The organism is Pseudoalteromonas sp. ESRF-bin5 (assembly GCF_002632075.1).
Lineage (GTDB): Bacteria > Pseudomonadota > Gammaproteobacteria > Enterobacterales > Alteromonadaceae > Pseudoalteromonas > Pseudoalteromonas marina.
The window spans coordinates 1-12744 of record NZ_NTLW01000059.1; the positions used below are offsets into that span (position 1 = coordinate 1).

A 12744-nucleotide genomic window follows, 5' to 3' on the forward strand; every position below is an offset into this window, starting at 1 on the left:
ACAACCGAGTCGGGCTTAGAAAAAAAGGTAGAAGGTAAAGCGGCTGGTGCAACAGGCTGGATAGTAAAGCCATTTAATCCTGAGCAGCTACTAGCGGTGATTAAAAAGGTTATTCGTTAGTCAAGGAGCGCAAAGTGAGTATAGATTTAAGTCAATTTTTTGAAGTTTTCTTTGAAGAGAGTTTTGAAGGCCTCGATACCATGGAAGCTGAGCTTTTAAACTTAGTACCCGGTGAGGAAGACTTAGAAACTATTAACACTATTTTTAGAGCCGCTCATTCAATAAAAGGGGGGAGTGGGACATTTGGTTTTTCATCGGTGTCTGATTTTACTCATGTACTTGAAACCTTACTGGACCAAATTCGTCAAGGCGAGCGCACCCTGACAACCGAGCACGTTAATTTATTACTTAAAGCGGTTGATTGCCTTCGTTCGTTACTGGCTGGATTGCAGGCAGAGCAAGAGCCCGACTTAACTGAAGCCGATACACTACGAGCACAATTTGAAGAAGTGCTAGGAATAAATAGCACAACGCAAGAGTCCAACATTCAAACGTCTGATAGTCAGTCTGATAGCGATACATACCAAATAGACTTTAAGCCTCATCATCACTTATTTAAAACAGGTAATGAACCACTCATTATGATTAGTGAGCTTGAGCAGTTAGGCGAGTTAGATACCACCGTTTTTTATGATGAAGTCCCTGAAATAACCAATTTGAGTAGTGATGAGTGCTTTTTACATTGGCGTTTTTTCTTAAATACCAGTCATGGTGAAAGCGCAATTAAAGAGGTGTTCGAATGGGTCGAAGATGACGCTGATATTACCATTGAATTGTGTGGCGGCCTGTTTACTGATGAGTTACCCGCTCCTGAAAATGACAGTAGTACAGTAGCTCAAGAGCCATTAATCCAAGAGCCAAAGCAGGCGGAACAAGCTAAGCCCATAAAGCCAACCTCTGCTAATACGAATAAAAAATCAACAACACCCGAGTCGACTTCTATTCGCGTTGGGATAGATAAAGTTGACTCATTAATAAACATGGTGGGTGAGCTTGTTATTACTCAAGCTATGCTTAATCAACTTAGCGAGCAAGACATTACGCCAGCAACAATTACGGCATTGCAAGAAGGTTTAGCGCAACTTGCGCACAACACTCGCGATTTACAAGAAAACGTAATGCGTATCCGCATGTTGCCAATTAATTTTGTATTTAGCCGTTTCCCACGTTTGGTGCGCGACATTGCGCAAAAGCTAAATAAACAGGTTGAATTAAAGCTGATAGGCGAGCAAACCGAATTAGACAAAACCGTGATGGAAAAAATTTCTGATCCTATGGTTCATTTGGTTAGAAACTCATTAGATCATGGCCTAGAAACGGTTGATAAAAGACTGCAAGCCGGAAAAGATCCAGTAGGAACGGTCACTTTAAATGCATTTCACCAAGGCGGAAATATTGTTATTGAAATAATGGATGATGGGCAAGGGCTAAACACTAAAAAAATTCAAGAAAAAGCCATTGCTAACGGACTGATCTCTGCCGACAACCACCTTAGCAATGAGGAAATAAACGAGCTTATATTTATGCCTGGTTTTTCCACTATGGATGAAGTGAGTGACTTATCTGGCCGTGGTGTTGGTATGGATGTAGTTAAGCGTAATATTCAGTCATTAAATGGCTCTGTAGAGGTTACATCCGCGCCAGGTGTAGGATCAACGTTTACAATTAGATTACCGCTTACACTGGCTATTTTAGATGGCCAATTAGTTAAAGTGGCCCAGCATACCTATATTATTCCGCTTATTTCTATTGTTGAATCGCTGCAAATTGATATTGCCAAAGTAAGCCGTGTAGGCAAAAACCTAGACGTACTTAGATTGCGTGATGAATACATTCCAATTTTAAGGCTCTACGATATTTTTAATCATGATAACGCCATTGAGTCTCTTGATAAAACCCTGCTTGTTGTCGTAGAAACCGACAATCAAAAAGTGGGTTTATTGGTAGATGACCTCCTATCGCAACAACAGGTTGTTATTAAAAGTTTAGAGGCAAATTACCAAAAAGTAGATGGTATATCCGGTGCGACTATTTTGGGCGATGGACGGGTTTCATTGATAGTTGATATAAGCGGGTTGATAAAGCTTTCAGGATTAAAAAAGCCGGGCAGCCAAGAGTTAAGTATTGAGTCGCAAGTTGCTTTGGAGGCGTTATGATTTCGGAGCTAAATCTGCAGCAGCAAAAGGGCGTGAAACAATTTTTAACATTCATTATGGCTGATGAAGAGTACGGCGTAGATATTTTAACTGTGCAAGAAATTCGTAGCTGGGAGGAAATAACCGTTTTACCCAACGCTCCCGAATTTGTAAAAGGCGTTATAAATTTGCGTGGCACCATAGTGCCGATTATTGATTTAAGGCTGCGATTTGGCTTGCCCAGTATAGAGTATGGGCCGCTTACAGTGGTAATTGTAGTAAAAATAGAGTTTGAGCACGACAGTAAAATTATTGGTATTACCGTTGATGCCGTTTCTGAGGTTTACAGTATTTCAGAGCAAGATGCCAAAGCGGTACCAAGTATTTCAGAAACAAATAACGACGATTATGTGGCAGGGTTAGTTAACGTGGGTGAAAAAATGGTGGCGTTAATCGACTTGCAAAAAACAATGAATATTTAGAGTCAGTATTTGCTAAATAAAGTAAAAATAACTTAAAGGTGGTGATGAGCATGGGATGGTTTAGTAATCCAAAACAGTCTGAATCAAATAATGATTTAATTGTAAGCGCATTAAATAAGTCATTAGCTGTGATTGAGTTTGAGCCAAGCGGTAAAATAATTACCGCTAATGCTAATTTTCTTCGCGTAATGGAATATCAACTAGAAGAGATTCAAGGCCAGCATCACTCTTTATTTGTTGATAATACCGAGGCTCAAGGGAGTGACTACACACATTTTTGGGTACGATTAAACAGCGGCGAGTTTATATCTCAAGAATTTAGGCGTTTTACCAAAAGCGGTAAGGAGGTTTGGATTCAGGCCACTTATAACCCAATTATAAACTCCCAGGGGCAAGTTATTAAGGTTGTAAAATTTGCGACGGATATAACACCACAAAAACTCGCTGCAGCAGAGGCAAGAGGGCAAATTAATGCAATTAGTAAGTCTCAAGCAGTAATAGAGTTTAATTTAGACGGCACTATTATTGATGCAAACGATAATTTTTTAAATACGTTGGGGTATCAGCTTAACGACATTATAGGGCAGCACCACCGATTATTTGTTACACCTGAATACGCAAATAGTGATGAATATAAAGCTTTTTGGGCTAAGTTAGGGCGCGGTGAATTTGACTCGGGTGAGTATTTAAGAATAGGTAAACAAGGTCAGGAAGTTTGGATTCAGGCCTCTTATAACCCAATCTATGATATGAATGGCAAGCCATTTAAAGTAATTAAATACGCATCCGATATAACAGCTCAAAAAGAGTTAGAAAAATCTTCGCGTAAAACTGCAGACTTAGCCAGCGCCTTAAAAGTATGCCAAGCAAATGTAATGATTGCAGACCAAGACCTCAATATTGTATTCGTAAACGAGCGCGTGCAAGACATGTTAAAAGCGCGAGAAAAAGACCTAAAAACCGTATTACCACAATTTTCTGTTGATAATTTAATAGGTACTTGTGTTGATGATTTTCATAAGAAGCCGTCACACCAACGAGATTTATTAAAAAATTTAGATAAACCTTATAAAGCAGAGCTGCGTTTAGCGGGGCTTATTTTTACATTAATAGCGACGCCATGGTACAGCCAAGAAGGAAAGAAACTCGGTACCATTGTTGAGTGGGACGATATTACTGAAAAGGTTGCTAAAGCTGACGCAGAGCGTGCCATAGCACAAGAAAACCTTCGTGTGCGCCAAGCACTTGATACTGTCGCGACTAATACCATGATTGCAGATTCATCAAATGTCATTGTGTACATGAATAAAGCTGTTAGAAATATGATGCGTATTGCTGAAAATGACCTTCGAAAAGACTTACCTAATTTTGATAGCAAAAATCTACTTAATCAAAATATTGATGTATTTCATAAAAACCCAGCGCACCAACAAAACCTATTAGCAACGTTAAAAAATACTTATAGCACGCAAATAAAGGTTGGTGGACGCACATTTGGATTGGTTGCAAACCCAATAATAACCCCAGAGCAAGAGAGAATTGGCACCGTTGTAGAGTGGGAAGATAGAACCGCAGAAGTTGCAATAGAAAGAGAAATAGCGCAATTAGTGAGTGCTGCAGGAGAGGGAGACCTTGATACGCGTGTAATGGAAGAGGGTAAAGAGGGGTTCTTTTTACGCTTGGCACAAGGGTTAAACAGTTTAGTTAAAATTGTAGACGATGCGGTCGCAGACACTGGCAATATGCTAGATGCCTTGGCAACCGGTGACTTATCTAAGCGAATTGAAAAAGAATACAAAGGGTCATTTGATAAATTAAAACGCGACGCAAACACCACGGCAGATAAATTAACGGAGGTTATTAATCGTATAAGTTCATCAGCAACCTTAGTGGCCAGTGGCGCAGAAGAAATTTCTCAGGGGAACGCAGATTTAAGTCAGCGCACGGAAGAGCAAGCATCATCATTGGAAGAAACCGCCTCAAGCATGGAAGAAATGACGAGTACAGTTCGTCAAAATGCAGACAATGCTAAAGTGGCAAATACACTCGCAGAAGAAACATGCGATAAAGCGATTCAAGGTGGTGAAGTGGTTAATCGTGCTGTGACGAGTATGTCGGCAATTAATGAATCGAGTAAAAAGATTGCTGACATCATTGGTGTGATTGACGAAATTGCATTTCAAACTAACTTGCTTGCACTTAATGCGGCCGTTGAAGCAGCTAGAGCGGGAGAGCAAGGGCGTGGCTTTGCGGTTGTTGCAGGTGAAGTGCGTAATTTAGCTCAGCGCTCTGCGGGTGCAGCAAAAGAAATTAAAGAGCTGATAAGAGATAGTGTAGGTAAAGTAGCAGATGGCTCTCAGCTTGTTAATGAATCAGGTGCAACGCTTAAAGAAATTGTGGTGTCGGTACAAAAAGTGACGCAAATGATTTCAGATATTACAGAGGCATCTGAAGAGCAAAGTGCAGGTATAGAGCAAGTAAATAAAGCTATATCTCAAATGGATGAAATGACCCAGCAAAACGCAGCCTTAGTTGAAGAAGCATCGGCTGCAGGTGAATCAATGGCTGAGCAAGCAAATGAAATGCGCAGACTTCTTAATTTCTTTTCACTGGGTCAGCAAGACATGGCTATTATGTCGCCCACAATGAATACCCCAAGCTTAGCTCACAAATCACAAAGTAACGCAGTACAAAGCAAGCCAAGAGGCGATAATTTTATTGATTCGGCAGACGAGTGGGAAGAATTTTAATTATTTGATTACAGGCCTTATTGAAAAAGCGCTCAATAAGGCCACACTCACTACTATGTATGAGAGCTGCTAATGAAAGAGTTTCTGTGTACCGATCGCGATTTTAAAGACATTGCCAATTTAGTTTACAACGCTTGCGGTATTGTATTGGGTGATCATAAACGTGAAATGGTGTACTCACGTTTAGCAAGGCGGATAAGAACGCTAAAATTAAACGACTTTAAAGCCTACTTAGCCTACTTAGATACGCATAAAGACCAAGAGTTTGATGCGTTTATAAATGCAATTACCACTAATTTAACGTCTTTTTTTCGTGAAGTTCATCATTTTGAATTTATTAAATCTGAGCTTATACCTAACTTAATAAAGGCGAACAAAGACACCAAGCGGATCAGAATATGGTCTGCAGGCTGCTCAACAGGAGAAGAGCCCTACAGCTTAGCAATGACGTTAAATAATGCGTTTCCAAGTAATTGGGATGTAAAAATTTTAGCCACCGATTTAGATTCTAACGTGTTAGAAAAAGCGCAAAAAGGTGTGTATACCGCGGCAAACGTAAATGGCTTAGATGCCACTCATCTAAAGCGTTGGTTTTTAAAAAGTAAAGATGGCGAACACTATAAAGTGAAAGACACGCTGCGTGAGCGTATTTCTTTTAAGCGCTTAAACCTATTGCAAGACTGGCCAATGAAAGGGCCGTTTGATCTTATTTTATGCCGCAACGTGGTTATTTATTTTGATAAAGAAACGAAAGATCATTTATTTAAACGCTATGCAAATATTCTAAGCGATCACGGTTACTTATTTTTAGGTCACTCAGAGAGTATGGGTAAAGAGCACTCAAATTATAAAAATTTAGGAAAAACTATGTATCAATTGAGAGCACATGCAGGCTGAATTTAGAAGTGTTTTACCCAGTTTTGAACACATTAAGCGTTACTGGGATTCAGGAAGAAATCATGTTGTTGCCAAAGTGCTTCCAGGAGAATTTTATGTATCTAAAAATAATGAATTGATTTCAACTGTACTTGGCTCATGTATTGCGGCCTGTGTTTACGATGAAGTGTTAGGTATTGGCGGGATGAATCATTTTATGCTGCCGATACAAAAAGGCGTAGAGCTTAAAAGTGCACACGGCTTAAACTGCCGCTATGGTAATTGGGCTATGGAATACCTAATTAATGAAGTATTAAAAAACGGTGCGTCTCGTCATAATTTAAAAATTAAGCTATTTGGTGGCGGAAAAATAATTAGTGCAATGACAGATATTGGGCTGGGTAATATTAGTTTTGCTACCGCCTATGTTAAAGAAGAAGCCTTAAATTTAGTGGCCCATGATATGGGCGGCCCGTGGCCTAGAAAAATATTTTTTCATCCACAAACGGGTAAAGTGTATATGAAAAAACTTAAAAAATTACATAACGATACCATTGAAAAGCGCGAAGTACGTTACTTGCAAAACCTTAAAAAGCAAGAAGTGGTATCGAATATAGAGTTGTTTTAGGAGTCGCTATGATAAATGTATTAATAATCGATGACTCCCCTTTAATTAGAGGGTTGCTTACAGAAATACTGCAACAAGCTAACGACATTAACGTAGTGGGCTGTGCTGAAGATCCATACCAAGCACGCGAAATGATTAAAAAACTTAATCCCGATGTACTTACCTTAGACGTAGAAATGCCAAAAATGGATGGGATTAGCTTTTTAAAAAACCTAATGCGCCTAAGGCCTATGCCCGTGGTTATGATTTCTACGCTTACGCAGAAGGGGTCGCCCATTACATTAGAGGCGTTAGAGCTAGGTGCTGTGGATTTTATTGCTAAGCCAACAAATAACGTAAGAGCCCAGCTGAGTCATTACGCGTCACTGGTTCAACAAAAGGTAAGAATAGCCGCCGGTGCACGAATACGCAGCTTTAAAAAAGCGCCACCCGATACAAAACCTATAAGTTCAGAGACTGAATTTTTATTAAATAAAGTGATTGCAATTGGTGCGTCTACCGGGGGTACCGAGGCAATAAAAGAAGTACTAATAAAAATGCCAGTTAATTGCCCTCCTATTGTAATTACTCAGCATATTCCTCCCGTATTTAGTGCCTCGTTTGCTGAGCGTATGGATAGAACATGCTTAATTAATGTGAAAGAGGCACAACATGGCGACAAGCTAAGCCCAGGTTGGGCTTATATTGCCCCCGGCGGGCTTCATTTAAGCGTAAAAAAGCGAGGAATTGCTTTGTATTGCCAGCTCGACGATGGTGAGCCTGTAAATCGGCATAAACCAGCCGTTGACGTACTATTTGATTCGCTTGTAAATTGTGGATCAAAAAATATAGTGGCAGCAATACTTACAGGGATGGGCGCTGATGGGGCTAAAGGACTGTTAGCACTGAAGCAAAACGGTGCATACACGTTAGCGCAAGATGAATACTCATCAGTTGTGTGGGGAATGCCTAAAGCCGCTATTGATTTAAATGCAGCCAATGAAGTGGCTGCACTTGATAAAATGGCTGAGCGATTATTAAGCCAAGCAGTTAAACCTAACTAAATAGAAAGCTCAAAGTTATTGAATAACCCAAGGCTGAGAAAACCAATAATAGCTGTTCGGTTTTTTAATTGAAGGCGCTGTACAATTAAAGCGTGAACGGCCTTTGTTCAGTTTTTTAGGTGATGTTACCTCTACCGTATTATCAGTCACCCAGTTCAAGTTTGCTTTGCCAATCCCCGACACATAACAAGCCAGTTGAGACTTGTTAAAATCATCAACTTGAAACCCAATAGTTAACACAGGTGGGTTTTGGGTTGTTACGCTATTTTCATAGCTTAATTGAGTAATATTAAATGCCTGAGAATTTAATTTGGTTGCCAGTGTTTTTATGTCGCTATAAACGCCAGATGCAGGAAAGCGAGGTAATCGACTAAAGTTAGCGTGTTTATTTAGAGCACCAGAATGCTGGCCAATGCCTATATAGCCAAGCTCTGTCACTAAAGCTTGTAACTCGTTATCAAACTCTCCGTAGGGGTATGCTAAATATTTATAGTTGTGGCCTATCTCTTCTTTTATACGTTGTTGTGAATGAACAATATCTTGGGTGATACGTTCTTTCCATTGCGTGTTGGTTTCACCGTCAAGTTTTACATGTAAATAGTCATGCTGTGCGGTGTGGTTACTTATAAGTGCGCCTTTTTTGATCAGTTCTTTAAGTTTATCCCAACCCATCACATAGCGTTTACCTTCGTCTATGAGTTTAGGGTTAACAAAAATTGTATATGGATAGCCAAACTTTTCGAGTATTGGAGCGGCTTGATCATAATTATTGTTGTAACCATCATCAAACGTGATGGCGACGGTTTTATCAGGTAAGGTATAGCCTTGTTTTAAAGCATCAAGTAGTTCATTTAAGGCAATAACATTAAAATCATTATTTTTTAAATAGTTTAGATGCTCTGTAAACGTTTCTTCGCTCACACTAGTGACCGCCGGCAGGGTTTCACTTACATGGTGGTACTGTAAAATAACACCAGCATGAGCACGTAAAGATAACCCAATAAGAGTCAATAAAACTAAATGAAACAATTTCTTATACATAATAAAGCACACCATAAAAGCTTGCTGTTGTTAGCAGGACCAATGATATTATCAAATATCACCGTGCCACTGTTAGGAATAGTTGATACCGCGGTCATTGGCCATTTAGGCAGTGCTCATTATTTGGCTGGTATTGCGTTGGGCTCAGCTGTTATCTCCATTTTATTTTGGCTCGCGGGTTTTTTAAGAATGAGCACGACCGGCATGGTTGCCCAAGCCTATGGCCAAAATGACTTAACCCAGTTAGCTGCTTTACTAAAACGAAGCCTATTACTTGCCAGCATAGTGGCATTATTTCTTATTGCTATGTCTCCTTTAATAAAACACGCAATAGCATTTTTATCAGACGCTAATAATGCCGTGCTAAGCGAGGCCTATACTTATTTTAGTATTCGAATTTTTAGCGCGCCAGCGGCACTATGTAACTTGGTTTTATTGGGTTGGATGTTAGGCGTTCATTATGGACGAGGGCCATTTTACTTATTGTTGGTAACAAATAGTGTAAATATTGTGCTTGATATTTATTTTGTTGTTTTTTTAGATTGGGCTGTAGCAGGCGCGGCATGGGCATCGTTAATCGCTGATTATACTGCGCTGGTATTCGCGCTGTTTTTAGTGACTAAACTCGCAAAAAAACAAGGTGTAGTTTTAAGTACTCCGCACTGGTTTAGTGTAAAAAAAATGGCAGGGTTATTGAGTTTAAATCGCGACATTTTCATTCGCTCTTTAATACTTCAGTTGTGTTTTAGCTTTATGACTTTTTATGGCGCGCGTATTGGCGAAACAACCCTTGCAGCGAACGCAGTATTACTAAACTTTTTAATGTTAGTCAGCTTTGCACTGGATGGCATAGCTTACGCAAGTGAGGCTAAAGTAGGCCAAGCTAAAGGTCAGCAAAGTGTAAGTAAAATACAGCTGTGGGTAAAAATAAGTGTATTTTGGGGAATATTATTTGGTGTGATTTATAGCGTGTTTTTTGCTGTGTTTGGCGCTTATATAATTACGCTATTAACCAACGTACCTGAGGTTATTAATGAGGCTACGCAATATTTACCATGGGTAATTGCTTTGCCATTATTAGCAATGAGCTGCTTTTTATTTGATGGTGTATTTGTTGGTTTAACGCGCGCTAAAGATATGCGAAATAGTATGTTGCTATCGGCAGCTATTGGGTTTTTTGGTGTATTTTGGGTATTTAATGATTGGCAAAATAATGGGCTATGGCTTGCGATGAGCTGCTTTATGCTAATGCGTGGAGTTACATTAATAATAAAATATCAAACGCTTAAAGCTAATAATCAGCTGCTAGATTAAGGCTTATTTCCACAGATCAGGATCGTGATGTTTGGGCCCTATTTCTTTTATTACTTGCGAAAAGCGATTGGCAAAAATGCCACTGTAGCCCCAAAAAGCAAAAAATAGCGCAGGTATTAAAATTAAAACGCCAATAATTTGCAAACTGTAATGACTATAGTAACCCGCAAAAATAAAAATCACGGCTAGCACAAACAGTGCTACGCCGCGAAAAAACCGCTTTAAACTCAGCTTAGGGTTGCTCCCTAAGCGGTATATAAGAGGCTTTAGCATTTACTTGGCTTAATAGTAAGAGTGCTCGCCAGCTTCGTGATCAGTAATATCTGCAACACCTGTGATCTCGTCAAACTTAGCAATCATTTCTTTTTCGATGCCTTCTTTTAACGTTACATCGATCATAGAACACCCATTACAACCGCCACCAAACTGAAGCACTGCAACGCCAGCAGCTGTAATCTCTACTAGGCTTACTTGGCCGCCATGGTTAGCTAGTTGTGGGTTTACTTCTGTTTCAAGCATGTGCTGAACACGTTCGTTTAATGATGCATCATCACCAATTTTACGTGCTTTTGCATTAGGTGCTTTAAGCGTTAGCTGAGTACCCATTTTGTCGGTAACAAAATCAATTTCAGCTTCTTCTAAAAAAGGAGCACTTTCAGCATCAACAACGGCATCAAAACCGTTAAAATTTAAGCGAATATCGTTGTCTTCAACGGCGTCTTCTGGACAATAAGAAACACCACACTCGGCTTGTGATGTACCAGGGTTTACAACAAAAACGCGAATATTGGTCTGTTGTGATTGATCTGCTAATAGTTTAGCAAAATGTGCTTGTGCTGTTTCGGAAATAGAAATCATAAAAACGGCTTTATACCTGACTAAATTACTCGGATACTGCATATCATACTCCGCTCATCGTGTTGCGGCTAGTGTTGAGCGTAAAAAGTTGGCATCTATTTTAAGCAATGCTAGCGTGCAATTAACAAACATTTTTAGAGTGATCTATATGCGTTTATTAATAACAATAATGGTGGTAATGCTGAGCTTTTCAAGTGTAGCAAAACCGCTTTCATACTATTTTGAAGACGATGTTGTATTCGACCCAGCCATTCCCACGCCCGAAGAAGTATTGGGTTATCAAGTAGGTGAGTGGCATGTAAGACACGACCAACTCGTGCGCTACATGGAAGTACTTGCTCAAAAGAGCGACAGAATAAACTTTGAGATAATTGGCCGCACACATGAGCAACGACCACTGGTAATGCTAACGGTTACAGCGCCAAATAAATTAACTCAAATAGAGCAAATACGCCAAGCGCACTTGGCTCGTTTGGGTAATAACAGCAAAAAAGCAAACGATGAACCTGCAGTTGTGTGGATGGGCTACAGTGTGCACGGTAACGAATCATCGGGTAGCAATGCATCGCTTTTAACGGCTTATTACTTAGCTGCAGCACAGGGTGATGAAATAAATAACCTATTAAACAATACCGTTATTTTGCTCGACCCTTCATTAAACCCCGACGGACTTGCACGTTTTGCTAATTGGGCAAACAGTAACCGCGGCATGAATTTATCGTCAGATCCTAAAACTCGTGAGCATACCGAAAACTGGCCAAGCAGCCGTACTAATCATTATTGGTTTGACTTAAACCGAGATTGGCTATTGCTACAGCACCCTGAGTCGCGTGCGCGTATTGCAAAATTTCATCAGTGGAAACCAAATGTACTTACCGACTTTCATGAAATGGGCCCAAACAGCAGCTACTTTTTTCAGCCGGGTATTCCAAGTAGAAAGCACCCAATTACGCCAATTGAAAACGTAACATTAACCAAAGCAATTGCTAATTATCATGCCAAAACATTGGATGAAAATAATGCACTGTATTTTACAGAAGAAAGCTTTGACGATTTTTACTACGGTAAAGGTTCAACTTACCCAGACGTGAACGGGGGTATAGGTATTTTGTTTGAGCAAGCAAGCTCTCGAGGCCATATACAAGAGACCATTAATGGCCCTTTAACGTTTCCATTTACTATAAAAAATCAGTTATTAACGAGCTTATCTACCTTTAAAGCGGCGGTTGAAAACCGTCAAGCATTGCTTGACTACCAAGCTAAATTTTATAATCAAGCCGCAGAGCTTGCAGGTGACGAAAACTTTGCAGGTTATGTTGTTGAAGGTGCAAAAGACAGCACCCGAATTACTGACTTTTTAGCGCTATTAGAGCAACATAAAATAAAGGCATTTGAACTTACTAAACCACTAAAAGCAGGTGGCGTAAACTTTACCACCAACAGCTATTATGTGCCTTTAGCGCAGCCTCAATATCGTTTAGTTAAAGCGATATTTAGCGAGCAAAAAAACTTTGCAGACAATACATTTTACGATGTATCTGGTTGGACATTAGCGCA

At 39.8% G+C, this 12744-nt stretch carries 11 protein-coding genes and 1 pseudogene; 9 read left to right on the forward strand and 3 right to left on the reverse strand.

The features are described from left to right. The 7 genes and pseudogenes from BCG07_RS02020 to BCG07_RS02050 form a co-directional block, all read left to right on the forward strand. Positions 1–120: pseudogene (locus tag BCG07_RS02020) on the forward strand (response regulator); the annotation flags it as partial. Between the two features lie 14 nt (positions 121–134). Then, a complete protein-coding gene (locus BCG07_RS02025) occupies positions 135–2216 on the forward strand; it encodes a chemotaxis protein CheA (protein ID WP_286888342.1) in 2082 nt (693 codons plus the stop codon). Then, the gene (locus BCG07_RS02030; protein ID WP_006793787.1) at positions 2213–2677 is read left to right on the forward strand and encodes a chemotaxis protein CheW; all 465 of its coding nucleotides are present in this window, start codon (positions 2213–2215) and stop codon (positions 2675–2677) included. Before BCG07_RS02025 ends, BCG07_RS02030 begins: the two co-directional genes overlap by 4 nt. Positions 2678–2727: 50 nt before the next feature. Further along, positions 2728–5427 (forward strand): methyl-accepting chemotaxis protein, encoded by a 2700-nt coding sequence (locus BCG07_RS02035; RefSeq protein WP_286888357.1) that lies wholly within the window; start codon positions 2728–2730, stop codon positions 5425–5427. 72 nt (positions 5428–5499) lie between these two features. Further along, positions 5500–6324 carry a CheR family methyltransferase gene (locus BCG07_RS02040; protein WP_286888346.1) on the forward strand — a complete coding sequence of 275 codons (825 nt, stop codon included), beginning with the start codon at positions 5500–5502 and terminating at the stop codon, positions 6322–6324. Further along, positions 6314–6931, forward strand: coding sequence for a chemoreceptor glutamine deamidase CheD (cheD, locus tag BCG07_RS02045; RefSeq protein ID WP_006793790.1), 618 nt, complete (start codon positions 6314–6316; stop codon positions 6929–6931). The genes BCG07_RS02040 and cheD overlap by 11 nt, the downstream gene beginning before the upstream one ends. A gap of 8 nt (positions 6932–6939) precedes the next feature. Continuing rightward, positions 6940–7974: a protein-glutamate methylesterase/protein-glutamine glutaminase gene (locus BCG07_RS02050; RefSeq protein ID WP_008129089.1), complete on the forward strand. Its 1035-nt coding sequence runs from the start codon at positions 6940–6942 to the stop codon at positions 7972–7974. Positions 7975–7989: 15 nt separating this feature from the next. On the opposite strand, the gene BCG07_RS02055 is transcribed toward BCG07_RS02050, so the two are convergent. Beyond that, positions 7990–9015, reverse strand: a complete 1026-nt coding sequence (locus BCG07_RS02055) for a polysaccharide deacetylase family protein (RefSeq protein WP_286888350.1) — start codon at positions 9013–9015, stop codon at positions 7990–7992. Positions 9016–9057: 42 nt separating this feature from the next. Here BCG07_RS02055 and BCG07_RS02060 point away from each other — a divergent pair, with 42 nt between their 5' ends. Further along, positions 9058–10329, forward strand: a complete 1272-nt coding sequence (locus tag BCG07_RS02060) for an MATE family efflux transporter (RefSeq protein ID WP_286888352.1) — start codon at positions 9058–9060, stop codon at positions 10327–10329. A 3-nt stretch (positions 10330–10332) separates the two neighbouring features. On the opposite strand, the gene BCG07_RS02065 is transcribed toward BCG07_RS02060, so the two are convergent. After that, the gene (locus tag BCG07_RS02065) at positions 10333–10602 is read right to left on the reverse strand and encodes a hypothetical protein (protein ID WP_006793794.1); all 270 of its coding nucleotides are present in this window, start codon (positions 10600–10602) and stop codon (positions 10333–10335) included. A gap of 9 nt (positions 10603–10611) precedes the next feature. After that, entirely contained in the window at positions 10612–11187 is a 576-nt protein-coding gene (gene nfuA, locus BCG07_RS02070; RefSeq protein ID WP_006793795.1) for a Fe-S biogenesis protein NfuA, read from the reverse strand. A 148-nt stretch (positions 11188–11335) separates the two neighbouring features. On the opposite strand from nfuA, the gene BCG07_RS02075 reads away from it, so the two are divergent. Then, on the forward strand, positions 11336–12744 hold a 1409-nt coding region (locus tag BCG07_RS02075), incomplete at its 3' end, for a M14 metallopeptidase family protein (protein ID WP_286888355.1).

Bases quoted from the DNA above. Each gene is read 5' to 3' on its own strand.
- BCG07_RS02050 (WP_008129089.1), top strand. From the start codon at position 6,940: ATGATAAATGTATTAATAATCGATGACTCCCCTTTAATTAGAGGGTTG.
- BCG07_RS02030 (WP_006793787.1), top strand. From the start codon at position 2,213: ATGATTTCGGAGCTAAATCTGCAGCAGCAAAAGGGCGTGAAACAATTT.
- BCG07_RS02040 (WP_286888346.1), top strand. From the start codon at position 5,500: ATGAAAGAGTTTCTGTGTACCGATCGCGATTTTAAAGACATTGCCAAT.
- BCG07_RS02055 (WP_286888350.1), bottom strand. From the start codon at position 9,015: ATGTATAAGAAATTGTTTCATTTAGTTTTATTGACTCTTATTGGGTTA.
- BCG07_RS02065 (WP_006793794.1), bottom strand. From the start codon at position 10,602: ATGCTAAAGCCTCTTATATACCGCTTAGGGAGCAACCCTAAGCTGAGT.
- BCG07_RS02060 (WP_286888352.1), top strand. From the start codon at position 9,058: ATGATATTATCAAATATCACCGTGCCACTGTTAGGAATAGTTGATACC.
- BCG07_RS02035 (WP_286888357.1), top strand. From the start codon at position 2,728: ATGGGATGGTTTAGTAATCCAAAACAGTCTGAATCAAATAATGATTTA.
- nfuA (WP_006793795.1), bottom strand. From the start codon at position 11,187: ATGATTTCTATTTCCGAAACAGCACAAGCACATTTTGCTAAACTATTA.
- cheD (WP_006793790.1), top strand. From the start codon at position 6,314: ATGCAGGCTGAATTTAGAAGTGTTTTACCCAGTTTTGAACACATTAAG.